11 protein-coding genes are annotated in these 16095 nt (G+C 37.9%); 7 read left to right on the top strand and 4 right to left on the bottom strand.

Features of this window, described 5'->3' with window-relative positions:
- Positions 1-12: 12 nt before the first annotated feature.
- On the bottom strand, positions 13-924 hold the full coding sequence (locus tag GNT69_RS03420) for a sugar phosphate isomerase/epimerase family protein (protein WP_203553535.1): 912 nt from the start codon (positions 922-924) through the stop codon (positions 13-15).
- A gap of 138 nt (positions 925-1062) precedes the next feature.
- On the bottom strand, positions 1063-2730 hold the full coding sequence (locus GNT69_RS03425; protein WP_203553536.1) for a thiamine pyrophosphate-dependent enzyme: 1668 nt from the start codon (positions 2728-2730) through the stop codon (positions 1063-1065).
- A gap of 281 nt (positions 2731-3011) precedes the next feature.
- Between GNT69_RS03425 and GNT69_RS25980 the strand changes: the two genes are divergently transcribed.
- The 5 genes from GNT69_RS25980 (at position 3012) to GNT69_RS03450 (ending at position 10620) form a co-directional block, all read left to right on the top strand.
- Complete coding sequence (locus tag GNT69_RS25980) at positions 3012-3788, top strand: IclR family transcriptional regulator domain-containing protein (RefSeq protein ID WP_203553537.1); 777 nt, start codon at positions 3012-3014, stop codon at positions 3786-3788.
- 319 nt (positions 3789-4107) lie between these two features.
- On the top strand, positions 4108-4578 hold the full coding sequence (locus tag GNT69_RS03435) for a tRNA (cytidine(34)-2'-O)-methyltransferase (RefSeq protein WP_203553538.1): 471 nt from the start codon (positions 4108-4110) through the stop codon (positions 4576-4578).
- Between the two features lie 281 nt (positions 4579-4859).
- On the top strand, positions 4860-5630 hold the full coding sequence (locus tag GNT69_RS03440) for an SDR family NAD(P)-dependent oxidoreductase (protein WP_203553539.1): 771 nt from the start codon (positions 4860-4862) through the stop codon (positions 5628-5630).
- 815 nt (positions 5631-6445) lie between these two features.
- Positions 6446-8647 carry a glycoside hydrolase family 3 protein gene (locus GNT69_RS03445; RefSeq protein ID WP_203553540.1) on the top strand — a complete coding sequence of 734 codons (2202 nt, stop codon included), beginning with the start codon at positions 6446-6448 and terminating at the stop codon, positions 8645-8647.
- Positions 8648-9255: 608 nt separating this feature from the next.
- Positions 9256-10620, top strand: a complete 1365-nt coding sequence (locus GNT69_RS03450; protein WP_203553541.1) for an MFS transporter — start codon at positions 9256-9258, stop codon at positions 10618-10620.
- Positions 10621-10704: 84 nt separating this feature from the next.
- Here the strand turns inward: GNT69_RS03450 and GNT69_RS03455 are convergent, their stop codons facing one another.
- On the bottom strand, positions 10705-11256 hold the full coding sequence (locus GNT69_RS03455; RefSeq protein ID WP_203553542.1) for an REP-associated tyrosine transposase: 552 nt from the start codon (positions 11254-11256) through the stop codon (positions 10705-10707).
- A 782-nt stretch (positions 11257-12038) separates the two neighbouring features.
- On the bottom strand, positions 12039-14060 hold the full coding sequence (locus GNT69_RS25985; protein WP_203553543.1) for a tetratricopeptide repeat protein: 2022 nt from the start codon (positions 14058-14060) through the stop codon (positions 12039-12041).
- Between the two features lie 478 nt (positions 14061-14538).
- On the opposite strand from GNT69_RS25985, the gene GNT69_RS03465 reads away from it, so the two are divergent.
- Together GNT69_RS03465 and GNT69_RS03470 are read left to right on the top strand one after the other, a co-directional pair.
- On the top strand, positions 14539-15474 hold the full coding sequence (locus tag GNT69_RS03465) for an aldo/keto reductase (protein WP_203553544.1): 936 nt from the start codon (positions 14539-14541) through the stop codon (positions 15472-15474).
- A gap of 268 nt (positions 15475-15742) precedes the next feature.
- Positions 15743-16057, top strand: a complete 315-nt coding sequence (locus tag GNT69_RS03470; protein ID WP_203553545.1) for a hypothetical protein — start codon at positions 15743-15745, stop codon at positions 16055-16057.
- The last annotated feature ends 38 nt before the right edge of the window (positions 16058-16095 follow it).

Consider the following 16095-nt stretch of genomic DNA (forward strand, 5'->3'; position numbering starts at 1 on the left):
ATACCTCCTAAATTATAAAAGACTCCACGCACGATTTAGAGTGCGCTTTGCATTTGCCACAACAACATCCGCATCCTCATCTAACCATGGTTTCACTTCAAAAGAAAGTACTGGAGGGTTATCACTGTTTAAGAAATTTTCTTCTTTTAATACTCTCAAAAAGTCTAACAACTCCGCTACATCATTTACGCTATTTGGGAACCCGAAACGTGGGTGAGTATCTCCAAAGGCTTCGGCTCCCTCTTCAATAACTCCATTACCGATGTGAAAATGAGTAATATATGGTTTCGTTACTTGAATAGCATATTTTGAAGTTTCATGGGTCTGAGGTATATGTGATAAGTCCATCATCAACCCAAAATTATTCACTTTATGTCTCATTTGAGCGGCAAATTCTGCTGCGTATGGAGCTGGACCGATCAATGATTTTTTATCCAAATCGTAGTCAAAGACTTCCAACGTAATGGTCATATTCTTTTCACTTGCGTAATCACAAACATTTTTCGTTGTTTTTAATAATTGTTGAAAGGCTTCATCTTTCGTTTCTTCTTCATATTTTCCAGCCAAGAAAGCAATTCCACTAGCTCCTAAAAACTCTGCCTCATCAACCGAATCGATTAAAATCGCTTCAGCTTTTAAACGCTCTGTCTCATTTAAAGCATTAGGATTTAGACCAGCAGTCAACAACCGAGGTTGAGCCCCATAGCAAACTTTCATATGGCTAGAATCGAGAAGCTTCTTGATTGCAAGACGATCTTCTTCTTTTTCAATATGAGTGATTTCAATCGCATCGAAATAATCATCTAAAACAATTTTTCTTACTGTTTCAACAATGTTCCCTTGATCCTTCCAGTTCATTGCTTGAGGATATGCCATAAAATGTACGATTCCTATTTGTAAATATTTATTCATATATTCTTTCATGCTAGCTTCCTTCCTCTCTTCGTTTAAGAATTACTATTTTTATTTTGTTCATGTTTTTAAAACGACTCGCTCATTAATTCACAAATCACTATGCGAATGTAATCGTTTTTAAAAAAAAGGAACTTATTTTAGACTTGCTTAAACAAACTCTCTTACACTTGTAATGCTTTTACCCATCGAGCAATCTGTTGTTTCTTCACATACAATATCAATAATATAAGGTTTCTTCGCAGCATAAGCTCTTTCTAAAGCTGGTTTAATATCTTCTGGTTTGAACACGCGTTCTCCCTCACAAGCAAACCCTTCAGCAACCTTGACGTAATCCATTAAACCTTGATTCTCACCCATACGTACGGCATTCTCAAAATCAAAAGCATACTTTTGGTTTTGTCTAATTAGACCAAGATAAGAATTATTTACAATGACAACAACAAGTGGAATTTCGTATACTGCTGCAACTGCAATTTCCTCGACCATAAAGGTAAATCCGAAGTCTCCTAAAACGCTAACCACTTTTTTCCCTGGTGCTCCAACTGATGCTCCAATAGCCCCTGGAATATCAAAGCCTAGTGTACCTGCACCACCTGATGGAAGGTATTTTCTTGGACGATTGATATCCTGTAATTGCCCTGACCAGATTTGAGTTAAGCCGCACCCAGTCGTATACATTACCTCATCCCCGAAAACCTCATTCATCTCTTTAAATACACGTTGTGGTTTGATAGGTGCATGATCATAATCTGTTTTTCTTTTTAGCTCACTTCTTAAACTTTCTAGTTCAGATACATATCCTTTTGCTTCAAATGGTGCTTCACCCTTTGCTGCCTCTATTAAAGCTTCAATCGCTAAACGAGCATCTGAAACAATTCCAATCTCAGGTTCAATGATTCTACCAATTTGAGTAGGTTCAATATCAATATGGATGAACTTACGACCTTGTGTATAGACGTTAATATCACCTGTATGTCGGTCAGTAAAACGACAGCCTATCCCTAATACAACATCAGCTTCACTGAACACTTTGTTACCAAGAGGTCCACCTACTTGAATACCAGCATGACCTACATTTAATGGATGGTTAACAGGAATTCCTCCTTTAGCCATATACGTAGTGATAACAGGCAGCTGTAACATTTCTGCTAGCTCTACACACTGTGATGTTGCTCCAGAAAGTATAACGCCTCCACCCATAAGAAGTACCGGTTTTTTTGCATTTTTGATTAGGTTAATGGCTTCTTGGATTTTCCCCAAATTTGGTTCGACCTTTTTAATTTCAGCTGGTTGATATGTATCAATATCAAAATCAATTTCTTCCATTTGAACATCTAAAGGTAAGTCAATTAAAACGGGACCAGGTCTTCCTTCTCTAGCAATTCTAAATGCATTTTTCATTACAGATACTATCTCTTCTGGGTCTGTTACGCACCAAGCACCTTTCGCAACTGGTTTAACAATAGCTGCGATATCAACTGATTGAAATGCATCCTTATTCAATTGAGATCGTTCAGATTGCCCCGTGATAGCGATTAATGGAATGGAATCAATGTTTGCTGTGTAGATACCGGTTACAAAATTAGTTGCTCCTGGGCCAGCAGTACATGCAGCAACTGCAAGTTTTCCACTTGATCTAAAATAACCATCTGCTGCATGAACACACGCTTCCTCATGCCTCATTAACATATGACTAATTTGTTCTGATTGATCTAAGTACTTGTACACGGGATTTATTCCAGCTCCCGGAATACCAAAAACATCTTCAATGCCCTCTTTTTCTAAAATTTGAACAATTACTTCAGCAACTAACATGTTTTGCCTCCTAACCAGTTTCACTAGGTGAAATCTAATTTTATTTTATAAACCTAATTTAACACGACTAAATAGAACCGTCAACACTTTTTGAAACTAAGTTTCTCATAGTGAAATTATATTTGAGCTCTTTTCTTAAGTATGATAGACTACAGACATTAATGAAGCTTTGTAAACTACAGACATTACTAAAGTTTTGTAAAAAGGTTGACTAAAAAGGTACTATGAACGTTTATTACAAACGATGAAATTTTTTTATAACAAATGAGGAGAGAATAATAGTGATTGAAAAAAAAGTGAAGAAAAATCAATCAGTGGAAAAAGTCCTTCAAATCATTGAATTGATGGTTTCAAAAGGTGGAGAAATGCGACTTCAAGATATTTCAGAGCAAGTGAAATCTCCTACTAGTACTGTTTTAAGATATTTAAGCACATTAAGTTCATTTGGATATGTCTATCAAAATGCAGATTCTTCCAAATATGCATTAACATTAAAATTAGCTCAATTAGGAAGTTTAGTAAGTGAACAACACGATATTCGGAATCTTGTTCATGATTATTTAGTCGCTTTATCGGAAGAGTTTCAAGAATCATCCTGTTTAGGGATTGAGGAAGATAACGAGGTCGTATACATCGACGTGATTAATGGCCCAGATAATATGCTAAAAACGATGCAAAGAATCGGCAAAAGAGCTCCTTTACATGCCACTAGTGTCGGTAAGAACATTTTGCTAAATTATTCCCGTGAAGAAATTTTAAAAATCATTGAGAAAAAGGGAATGCCTGAACTGACTATCCACACGATTACCACTCCAGAGGCATTATTTGATGAATTGGAAAATGTAAAGAAAAAGGGATATGCATTAGATTTAGAAGAATGTGAAGTTGGGGCGAAGTGTTTGGCGGTACCACTCAAAGACTATACAGAAAAAGTTGTCGCTAGTATCAGTATCAGTGGACCTACTTCAAGAATGACTGATGAAAAGATTAAAAAAATGAAGACATATATGATACAAATGTCCGAAGAAATTTCAAAAAAGCTTGCCTTTCATACGTAATAACTCAAAATTCACATACTAAATTCAACAAATACGCTTTGAAATACGATGGAAACTAGATTGACTCCTGTTTCCGGCCGGCTTGCATAAGCAGGCGTATCTTTAAAATCCAAAAATCGAATAATTAGCTTTGATCATTATAGTAATAAAACGAAATTTCCATCAGCGGGGGTTTTCTACATCCCCCACTGATCAATATATCTTCTTATATCCGTGGAACAATTTCTTGTGAAACAAGATTATTCGGGGCGTCACTGTGACGCAACCTGAATCTGTATGATATAATTTTTGGGGAAAATAAAGATAGAGGTGACCATTCTTGGCGATACATGTTGTCCTATACCAACCAGATATTCCGGCTAATACTGGAAATATTGCCCTTACTTGTGCCGCAACGGGTACGGCTTTACATATCATCCGCCCTCTTGGCTTTTCAACCGACCCAGAAATGTTAAAACGAGCAGGGATTGATTTTTGGGACTCTGTCAACATAACGTATTATGATTCTTTGGATGACTTTTTTTCAAAAAATCAAGGTGATTTTTACTATATTGAAACATTTGGTGAAAAAACACATTCATCCTTTGATTTCAGTGATGTATCAAAGGAACATTATTTTATGTTCGGAAAAGAAACAACCGGTTTACCAATAGATTTACTAGAAAAAAATAAAGATCACTTTTTGAGAATCCCCATGAATGATCATGTTCGCTCACTGAACCTCTCGAGTACAGCTGCTATCTTAGTGTACGAGGCTTTACGCCAACAAGGATTTCCTAATTTAAGCTAAAAAATCTTCCGTTTTGGAAGATTTTTTGTTTGGTTTAAATAACCTTATTTACGATTACCTGCCTATTTTGTCATTCAGAATTTATTTGTCATGAATAATTGCTAAAATAAAACGAGCAAGGCAAATATTAAGGGAAAAAATTTTTACTTTATTAAACAAGCTTGATGAAAGTATTAATTTTTTTCAGGGGAATTTTCGGGGCGTCACTGTGACACAAGGAAAATCCCTTCTTTTCTAGAATGTAATTAAAAAGGAGTTAATCATACTAAGGGGGTTGCGTTATGGATTTGCAGTTAGCTGGGAAAAAAGCGCTTATTACTGGAGGCAGTAGAGGCATTGGTAAAGCGGTTGCTCGCCAATTGGCTTTAGAAGGGGTCGATTGTGTAATCTGTGCACGAAACGAATCGTCGCTAAAAGAAACCGCTAGAGAATTAATGGAAGAAACCGGGAGAAATATTTATCCGATCGCCGCGGATATTGGCGACCCTGATTCAATTAAACATCTAGTGGAACAGGCCGTAGAGGCGCTCGGCGGCATTGATATTTTAGTGAATAATGGAGCACGTGTCAGCGGTGGAGACCCTGAAGACTTTCATCATGTAAAAGATGAGCTTATTTTAAAAGATTTTGAAGAAAAGTTTATGGGCTATTTCCGCTGTATACGAGCGGTTTCTCCATATATGATTAAAAATAATTGGGGACGGATTATTAATATAAGTGGATTGGCTGCCAGAAGTGCTGGAAGCATTAGTGCTGGTGCACGCAATGTATCTGTTGTTCATTTAACGAAGTCTGCTTCAGTTGAATTAGGGAACCATGGAATTACTGTCAATGCCGTTTACCCAGGTGTCACAGAAACGGAAACAACTAGAGATCGATTCCCGAATGAGACGGATTTACTTGAAGTCGCTAAAAGGAATGCAATCGGACGCATAGTAAAAGCCGAAGATATCGCCAATGTGATTACATTTTTATCCTCCCCACTGTCTGTTTCGATTACAGGCGATGTGATTGATGTATCTGGAGGAACAGGGAACGCTGTTCATTATTAACATTACCAATCATTTTGGAATAGTAGATGGAGAAATATCGAAGGAAGAAGTATCACGATTATGAATTTTACACCTAAAATGAAAATGCCCACAAAGAATACAAGTGGAGAGCCCATCATGTCTATATGATGGGCTCTCCTTATATCCTTCTATCACAAAACCCCGGTGGTGAGTAGACACCTTTTCCCCGTGGAACAATTTCTGTGAAACAAGATTATTCGGGGCGTCACTGTGACGAAATACCTAGTTCAAATTTTCAAAATAGTCCGAACTGATTATTGAGCAATATAGGTCAGGATGTTATTCTATTATTATAAATATTAGTTCGTTAACCTAACAAATTATTAAGAATGGACATATTTTGTAATGTAGACTCGCCGATTCGTTCGCCTCAAAGGACATAACAGAGGCGTAGTTATACTTATGCGTTAGAAAAGGAGAGGTTTAAACATTGATTCTTTTCTATTAGCGAACAAATCATAAAACAACCGATTCATCGCGTTTAGATTAATGTTTACATCGATAATAAACTTTTAAAATTAAGTTAGTATGTTTAATAAACAAAAATATTCGATAGGTTCCTCTACTCCATTGTTCTTCATCACAAAATCGAATCCCTTCATTGTTTTTCATAGTAATATCAAATCCTACTTCATTGTTTTTCTTAGCAAAAATTGCAAAATCAAATACCAGGTCTTCTAATTTTAAAAATATGAAAACGCTTATCCATTTTAAGGAGGTGGTTCATATATTAAATGTCTTTCAATCTTTTATTATCGTTAGCGAAAGCGGTAACAACAAAAAGGAGGGGTAATATGCTAGGCAAATCTTCAAAGCTGAAAAAATTTATGGCAGGTTCACTGACATTATTATTGACCGTGCCACTGTTGCTGCCACAGGCGAGTGCAGAAAGCAAGGTTGTCGAAGTTGAATCTCGTGCAAAAAATATTTTAACGATTGATGGCAAAGAGTTCAAAGATTTAAATGCGAATGGAAAACTTGATCCATATGAGGACTGGAGGCTGCCGGTTCAAACCCGTGTTGATGATTTAGTTTCCCAAATGGAAACAGAGGAAAAAGCTGGGTTAATGCTTATTTCGTCTCATTATATGGGAGACGGTGGTTTTGGTGGTACAACTTGCCCGCCAGTAGCCGGTAGTTTGCTATGCGAGACAGATTCTTGGAGCGAAACAAACCGATGGGCTCAGCCTGGTGATCCGAACTATGAATTTGATGCACCTGTTTTAGATGCTTCAGCAGCTACTAAAGGAATTCTTGAACGCAATTTACGCTACCTGATTATTCGTGACAACCCAACTGCAGATAAATTAGCAGAATGGACAAATGAATTGCAAGAACTAGCAGAGAGCTCAAGATTAGGAATTCCAGTCGTCATGACATCAAATCCACGAAATCATATCAACAATAATTTAGCATTTGGATTTTCTGAAGCGAGCGGCGTCTTTTCTGTTTGGCCTGGTGAATTGGGATTAGCTGCCACACGTGATGCTGATCTTGTAAAAGAATTCGGTGAAATCGCCGCAAAAGAATGGCGCGTATCCGGAATTCAAAAAGGCTATATGTACATGGTCGATATCATTACGGATCCGATTTGGGGAAGAACAAATGGAACATTCGGTGAGCACCCTGAACTTGCTGCCGACTTGATTTATGCTATCGTAAAAGGGTTCCAAGGTGATCGCCTTAGCCCAAGCAGTGTTGCTCTCACAACCAAACATTTCCCAGGCGGAGGAGCACGTGATGATGGAAAGGATCCACATTACTTAGATGGGAATTTTAACCCATATCCGACTGAAGGAAGCTTACTTAAATACCATATTCCACCATTCCAGGCTGCCATTGATGCTGGGACATCATCAATCATGCCTTATTATGCCTACCCAAGCAATGAACACAGTGCGCCTAATCAGTTAGGAACTGGACAACCGTTTGAAGAAGTCGGCTTTGCATTTAATAAAGCGATTATTCAAGATTTATTGCGCGGTCAGCTTGGCTTTAAAGGCTATGTGAATACAGACACTGGAATTACGACTGCGATGCCTTGGGGTGTCGAGGAATTAACACGTCCGGAAAGATTTGCTTATGCTTTAAAAGCTGGAGTCAATATTTTCTCTGGAGAAGCAGATCCTACACACTTAATTCAAGCACTTAACGATGAGCCTGAATTAATCGAATATGTTGATCAATCCGTTAAATTTTTACTATCAGAAATGATGCAGTTAGGTTTATTTGAAAACCCTTACGTTGACCCAGCGAATGCTGTCGCGGTTACATCAAATCCAGAATCTCAGAAAATCGCAGATGAAGCACACCGCAAGTCAGTTGTTCTTTTACGTAATGATGAAAAACTTCTTCCATTAAATGATGGACAAATTAAAAAGGTTAAGCTTTATATCGAAGTATTCACTCGCAATAATGCAGAAGGCAGCACAAATGCGTTAAAACAGACAATTAAGAAACATGATGACGCGATTACGATTGTCGATACAGTTGAAGAAGCTACACATGCTTTTGTATGGGTGCATCCAAATACATCAACGGCCTCCCCGTCGATCGAACTTGGACCTAATACAGGAATTAGCGATGTAGAAAGAATTGTTGACATTCAGAAGACTGTTCCAACGATTACGGCGATTAACATGACCAATCCATGGCTAATCGAGGAAGTTGAGCCAAATGCAGCGGCTGTCATTAGTACTTTCAACGTGAAGGCTGAAGCAGTTGTCGATGTGATTCGCGGCAAATTCAACCCAACAGGAAAACTTCCATTCACCATTCCTGCTGATAAAGAAGCAGTAGCAAATGGAAACGGAGACATTCCTGGATACGAAGAAGATCCTTCTTACGTATATAAAAATAAAAATGGCGACGAATACTGGTTTGGATTCGGCCTCTCTTATAACCAAGGCAAAGCACCAGACCATGCAGGAGAAAAAGGAAAGCCTGCACATGCAGATGAAACTGGAACACCAAGTCATGCTCGTAACAATAAATAAAGTCTTGGTTGAAGCACGAGAACGGTTCTCTTAAGGGACAATCGAAAGTTTTGTACGAAAAAAGGCACATTGAGTGGGTTCTAACCGCTCATGTGCCTTTTTTCTATTCACCTATAACCACTTAAAGAACCAAAATGATTCCTTGCATGACCATTTTCATAATCCTCTACACTTTAGCGAAAACAATCCAACTCTCCTTGAAGAAGGACAAATGTAATCTAGGCATTTATAAATTAAGTAGAAGCCCCAACCATCTCTTCCTCCAATGAAAACCTCTACAACACTAAAAGAGTCCGTGGAACAATCTTTGTGAAACAAGATTATTCGGGGCGTCACTGTGACAATTCGACATATTGCTATTCCAAAAATGACGGTTCTTTCCTATTTCCACGATAAAAAACGTAGATATGATATTGTGCAATAGCTAACAATCTTTTAAATACTCTAAAAATTTTCAATTTATTAGTGTTTTTTGATTGAAAGCGAATACATATCCATTTATAATGACTTTTAGAGAACAGTGTCCATAATTAATAGAATATGCCGAATGTTTTATAAAAAAAGTTTTTCATTATATTAGAAAATGTCGAAAAAGGAGGAATATTTTCATGACTATCAACCCTGAAAAATTAATTGCAACAAGTAAATTTAATCGTTTTCACTTTTGGCTGCTCGTTTGGTGTTTTATCATTATTCTATTTGACGGATATGATTTAGTCGTATATGGAACCGTATTGCCTATATTAATGGAGGAATGGGGGTTAACCTCTGTAGAAGCAGGAACAATCGGAAGTTATGGAATGTTTGGAATGGCTTTTGGTGCAATCCTATTTGGTACACTTGCTGACCGACTTGGAAGAAAAAACGTGACGATCCTATCAGTCTTTTTATTTAGTTTTTTCACGATGTTATGTGGATTTGCTGACAATCCAACCATGTTTTCTACTTATCGTTTCCTAGCTGGGCTTGGTTTAGGTGGCGTCATGCCCAACGTTATTGCCTTGTTAACTGATTACTCACCGGGAAAATTAAAAAGTATGGTCGTTTCGATTGTATTATGTGGATATTCGATCGGCGGGATGCTCGCTCCAATTTTAGGGATGACGTTGATGCCCACTTATGGATGGGAATTGATTTTTTGGGTAGCAGGGATTCCAATTCTATTTCTCCCAATTCTTTTTAAACTATTGCCAGAGTCATCCGCTCATTTGATTCGAACTGGGAGAAAAAAGGAACTTATAAAAATCCTTGCAAAAGTGAATCCAGAAGCTACTATTTCTGAAAAAGACGAAATTGCTGACATCAAAGAAAGTGAATCAAAAGTTCCTGTGATGGGACTATTCCAAAATAAGCGAACATTAAGCACATTAATGTTTTGGACAACCTTTTTCATGAGTCTTTTAATGGTTTATGGATTAAATACATGGCTACCAAACTTAATGATTGAGGCTGGCTATGGTTTACATTCTAGTCTTGCGTTCTTAGTTACCCTTCAAGCCGGTGCCATTATCGGCACATTGGTTATTGCTAAGTTAAATGATCGATTTGACTTAAAGAATCTTCTTGTAATTTTATATGCACTCGGTGCAATTGGGATTACATTATTAGGTTTTGGTGGAAGTACGTTTTATATTTATATATTAGTAGGTATTGCTGGCGCAAGTACTATTGGGGCACAAAATCTAATTCAAGCCTATGTTTCACAATATTATCCGGCTTCACTTCGTTCAACCGCACTAGGAATGTCATCCGGCATCGGTAGACTTGGCGGCATGCTTGGTCCAATACTAGGAGGGTTTTTATTATCGATTTCCCTTCCTATTCAATTGAATTTCATTGCGTTTGCGATCCCTGGCTTAATTGCTGCAATTGCCTTAACAATTGTCCCTAAATCAAGAGGTCACGTAAACAATCCGGCAAACGAAGCCAGCTCTCTCCCTACATCCAAATCAGAAGAAATCCAATCAGTGTAAGCTGCTGATTGGATTTTTCTTGTTTAATAACATATTGGACGGTCTTCGTGGAACAATTTTTGTGAAACAAGATTTTTCGGGGCGTCACTGTGACGCAACCACACTCCGACAATACCTCTCCCGCTTCTCCTCCTCTGTCCCTTGATAATAATCGAGTATACAGTTCAAGTTTATATACCTGGGTGGGACAGCGAGTTGATATTTATACAAGTAAAAGCTGCTCCAGGGATAGGATAGCGGGTGCTTCACCATATTTGCGACAACTGGGTTAAGATGAATATAGCGACTGACTTCTAGCATGTCCTCTTCATCATAAATCAATTTGTCATAAAAGCGTTTTTCATACACATGGCCAGTTAATTCGTATTTGGAGTTAAAGTAATTGGCATATCGTTTATTTAGAAGCGACATTATTTTTGAAAGAGGAACTTCCTGGGAGCGAATTTGCAGGTGAACGTGATTCGTCATGAGGCAATAGGCGGACATTTCAAAAGGATACCGGTCATATAGTTGGTCAAGGATATGATGGTAAGCTAGGAAATCATCGACATCTCGAAACAGCGCATCCCGCCTATTTCCCCGACAAACAACATGATAAAATCGCTCAGGAACCCAAACTCTCTTCTTATAAGGCAACAACACTACCTCCCTTTTTAATCAATCTTAATACTAATATTTAAACACCATACGGTTATCGCCTTTCTAATCGATACTTCCGTAATTCTCCGCACACGCCCTGCAAATCCAAATCGTTCTTGAAAACAATCGTTCAGGCTTGTGAATAATGTTAAAAATAAACCCTCAACGATCACATATTCGGTGACTTCGAGCAGACATCTCATTGAACCTGAACAAGGATAACCATCAGGCCTTTCAAACCGGTACTCAAATCTTAAACCGTCAGCTATTAAACCTCCTGAGAAAATAAACTAACTAGCTCTTGTTAATTGAATAATGAGATGCAACTTTGGGATAGAAAAAGAAAGAAGTTTAAAATAAAGAACAGAAGATATTATAGAAGGAAAATAATAAGAAGAGGGGCGAAAGAAAGGTAAACCAAAAAACGATAACAACACTATATTCCACAAATAACCCAAAACTCCTGCAACAAAACTACTTAAATTAAAAAAGATAAAGCGAAACTTCCATCAGAGGGGGTTTTCTCCAATCCCCCACTGATGGTTAGTCACGCGGAGCCTGATTGACTTTTCTAAGATCTAAAGCTCTAAGAAAAGGTCTTGTCGGGCAGTTACTGACAGTTATATCCCCCCATTATCCTTACTAGGTGACCTGAAGACTTGAAGTGGGGGTTTTACTGCCAGTTAATCTACGATAAAAAAAAGAAGCACCAATATCAGCACTTCCAACTTATTTTGGACCGTGGAACAATTTTTTGTGAAACAAGATTATTCGGGGCGTCACTGTGACGCTACCAACCAATCCATTAATTTACGGTTGTTATGCCATAAATCTAGGTGTTGGTCGGCATAAATGATCGCTTCTGCTTCATCCCCCGGTTGATAGCTGTTCGGAAGATAGAGCGGAATAGCTTTTTTCCCTACTAAATATTTCGGTACATAAGGGTTTTGTCTTTTTGCCTTTTGTAAAAGCTGTTTCGCCCGAGAAGTTGCCCCGTTTTGTAAAAACTCAATAAGCACCCGATTGTAGGACCCACTTGCTGACATGTCCTCATTATATCTGTTCAACAGCTCTTCTGCTTTTTTCAGCAGGCCTTTTTCAACCAATGCGGTAAATAAATCATAGCGGACACCTTGATTATCGTTAGGGTTTAGTTCTAATAGCTCTTCATAATGTTTAATGGCCGCTTTTGTCTTTTCAATATCCTGTAAAAGAAGGGCATAATTGTATTTTGCACGCATGTAGGGGCGTGTGCTGACAATTCCCCAAAAATGGCCTTTATTTTCTTCAAAAAAGCCTTGTCCAAGCTCCTTTTCGCCAACCTCAATCGCTTTTAATAATAGTTCTTCTGCTTTAACGGGATTCATTTCAAGGTCGGCTAAAATAGTATAAGCCTCAGGGCTATCTGGATATAACTTTAATGCCTCTTTTGCCAGCTTCCTTCTTTTACTTCCGGTTGCCTCCAACGCGTCAAATAATAATTCCTGTGCTTTTTCCTTATTGGTTAACTTCTTTTGTTGTCCTTCACGGTTATTCAATCGTTGGTTCATAAAATGATTGACTTCCTCTAGTGAGTCAAAATGATGATCTTCCATTTCAGATTCTAACCGAAGCAGCTCACGTTCCAAGCTAACCCTACTGTTGGCCAAAACTTTTTCCTTCTTTTTAGAAAATAATTGGGCATCTCCCTCTTCAAAGAAAAGATCATCGTCATCATCCTCATCTAAAAATAGATCATCGTATATTTCTTCAAAATCGAAACTCTCAAGTTTTTCTGCTAACTCAAGAATTTCCCCGTGTAAGACCGTTTCCATATCTCGATATCTTGCGGATAACGTGCTGCTAGAAATTCCAAATTCCTCAGCCAACTCTTTTTGCGTCAACATCTCCCCAAAAGGGTTTGTTTGGTCGACCAAGTAAACTAAGGCAGCTGTATAGGTGTTGGTTTTGATGATTTTCGGATTTTTACCTGAACAGTATTGATACCATAGATACAGTCCTAGCTCGATGAAGACCTCATCTTGATACTCTTCCATGTAATTCTTGAATTCCAATGCCACTTCTAGGTGCTTTGGCGACTTCCAATCTAGCTCTTCGATAGCGGGTTTTGTCGCAAATAAAAAATCGTAAAGGACTTCAGGATAATTTTTAACTAAATATTCTCCTATACTAGCCTCATTACTTTCTTCAAATAAAGCAATTACTCTATCGTTAACGCTTTTCGCCGAACTTTTAGGCAAATCAATAAAGGAAGTAAAGAAGTAAGATGTTTCCCCTGAAGGAAGAATTGTTCCTAGCACAGCTCCGCCTGTTTCAACCGGATGATCCTCATCTAAAACTTTTACCTTATGTATTTGATCACTAAACATATCACGAAGTGTTAAAAGTTGTTTGTCGTCTTGATCTTGAATGATGGTAATGGAAGGTCTTGCATTTTTCCATGATTGGATAAAACTCTTGACCCGTTGACGATTCCATTTAGCTGGATTTCTATCAACATAATGTTCTAAAATCGTTTTTCCTTCAACTTCAATCGAGGTAATAAACCATGTGACGGTATAAAAGTGGAACATTTCCAAAGCGTCTTCTGGAATGTCGAACGGCCCAATCCAATCTGCTAAACTATCGCTCATTTCCTCCTCATAATGGATGAGAGCAAATTGAACGATATCCGCTTGTATATCCATTATTTCCTTTTCAATCAATTGTTCCATGGAAATCACATTGTTTTTTCCGCAGCATTTTTTATATTTTTTCCCGCTTCCACAAGGACATGTATCATTTCTCCCGATTTTCTCCACACCGTTTCATCCTTTCCAGTCCTATTTTTTCTCTATTTTCAACTCTATCATAAAATAAAGACGAGCTAAGTGTTAGACATTATTTACACATTCTTCGTCAGATAATCTTTTCCCTCTCTGATCTTTTTGAAACGCCGGGACGGTTCTTAACATAGCACTTGGAAGTTTTGCTGATATTTCGAAGTATTTTATAAAGCAATGAATTATCCATCGAAAGAGTACTATACTCAGTAACTATCGCAAAATTTCCAAGTGCTAAGAAGCAGGATAGTTTTTTAAGTTTTTGTGATATAATTCGACATTCAGCGAAAAATTTCCTGCTTCTGGTGTTTCTTTTATTCGGGGCGTCCCTGTGTCGAAAAAAAAGAGAAGGATTTTTCAAAGTTATACAGAATTCGATATAGAGGAGGAAAGTATCTATAAAACAGTCTATCCGCAAATTATTGTCGAAACATTCAAAAAATGAGGTGTAGAAAAAATGAGTAAGAAAGTACAACTTGGGAAATCAGATCTTTATATTAATCCGATTGGTTTTGGAGCAAATTCCGTTGGCGGCCAAAACTTTTACCCCAACCTTACAGACGAAGAAGCAGGAAAAAAACTGGTGCATGCCGCGGTCGATGCCGGAATTAATTTTATTGATACGGCCTACTTATATGGGCCGGGAACTTCGGAGGAATTAATTGGGCAAGCCCTAAAAGAATCAGGGAAACGAAGTGAAGTCATTATCGGCACGAAAGGGGGCTATAGACCCGTTGGCAATGAAATGGTCGTTGACAACTCCCCAGAATTTTTGCGTCAAACGTTTGAAGAGAGCTTAAAACGGTTGCAAACAGATTATATTGATTTATATTATATTCATTTCCCAGACGAAAACACCCCTAAGGACGAAGCGATTGGAGTATTGAAGCAATTAAAAGATGAAGGGAAAATTCGGGCAATTGGCGTATCCAACTTTTCAATTGATCAGTTAAAAGAAGGCAATAAAGACGGCTATATCGAAGTCTTTCAAGGAGCCTATAACTTGGTAAATCGTTCAGCTGAAGAGGATTTGTTACCATACTGCGCCCAAAATAACATTTCTTTTATTCCATTCTTCCCACTTGCCCAAGGACTGTTGGCTGGAAAATATACAAAAGATACAAAATTTGATGACTTCCGCAAAGGCAGATCATTTTTAGAAGGCGAAGGCCTTGTACGAAACTTAGAGAAAGTGGAACAGGTTCGTAAAATTGCTAACGCAAAAGAAGTTGAAGTTGCTCAGGTTGTGTTAGCTTGGTATTTAACACATGATGCAATTGACTCAATCATCCCAGGTGCCAAGCGTCCTGATCAAATCTTAAACAATTTAAAAACATTAGAAGTAGTCTTAACTCCAGGAGAGATTCAAGAAATTGATCGAATCTTTAGCTAAATAACTCCAAATCCAAGGCGTTGTTGTTGGTTCCTTGCCCCTGTGAAGGGGCAAGGAAACCTGAAACACCGGGGCGGTTCTGGTGTTTCTTTTTGGAAACGGCAGACCGTCACACATGTGGAACAATCCCTGTGAAACAAGATTTTTCGGACCGTCACTGTGACGCTACCATAAAAAGGTCAAAAAACGTTATAAAAGCCAAACTGACCTAGAAGTTGGAGATGCCCTTTCATACCAGTTAAACTCAGGCAAATATGCAATTTTTCGTGTGATCACCCATCATACGAATGCTGGCGGGACAAACCCAGTATGTGAATTATGTGACTGGATTGGAAAAGAAATACCCTCACAACAGGAAATCGAAAAATTACCTACTGTAAAAGAAACTTTTTTAAAAACGTTTAACGAACTTCATTCTAAATTCATTTTAGGCCAGCTATCACCAAAAGATTATCCGAACGCTAGAACAAAACTCGTAGCAAGAGAACTGAAAATAGAGGATAAAAATGAACCTGGTGACGGTTGGGTCCTCTTATGGAAAACATTAGATAAACAACTTAAGGAATTATACAAATTCTCATGAATAAAAAAATCGCCAAAGTGGCGATTTTTTTTTGAATC

The organism is Bacillus sp. B15-48 (genome assembly GCF_016879755.1).
In the GTDB taxonomy this organism is placed as follows: Bacteria; Bacillota; Bacilli; order Bacillales; family Cytobacillaceae; genus Mesobacillus_B.

Excerpts from the sequence above, each read along its gene's own strand:
- GNT69_RS03420 (WP_203553535.1), bottom strand. The coding sequence starts at position 924 with ATGAAAGAATATATGAATAAATATTTACAAATAGGAATCGTACATTTT.
- GNT69_RS03425 (WP_203553536.1), bottom strand. The coding sequence starts at position 2,730 with ATGTTAGTTGCTGAAGTAATTGTTCAAATTTTAGAAAAAGAGGGCATT.
- GNT69_RS03440 (WP_203553539.1), top strand. The coding sequence starts at position 4,860 with ATGGATTTGCAGTTAGCTGGGAAAAAAGCGCTTATTACTGGAGGCAGT.
- GNT69_RS03445 (WP_203553540.1), top strand. The coding sequence starts at position 6,446 with ATGCTAGGCAAATCTTCAAAGCTGAAAAAATTTATGGCAGGTTCACTG.
- GNT69_RS03450 (WP_203553541.1), top strand. The coding sequence starts at position 9,256 with ATGACTATCAACCCTGAAAAATTAATTGCAACAAGTAAATTTAATCGT.
- GNT69_RS03465 (WP_203553544.1), top strand. The coding sequence starts at position 14,539 with ATGAGTAAGAAAGTACAACTTGGGAAATCAGATCTTTATATTAATCCG.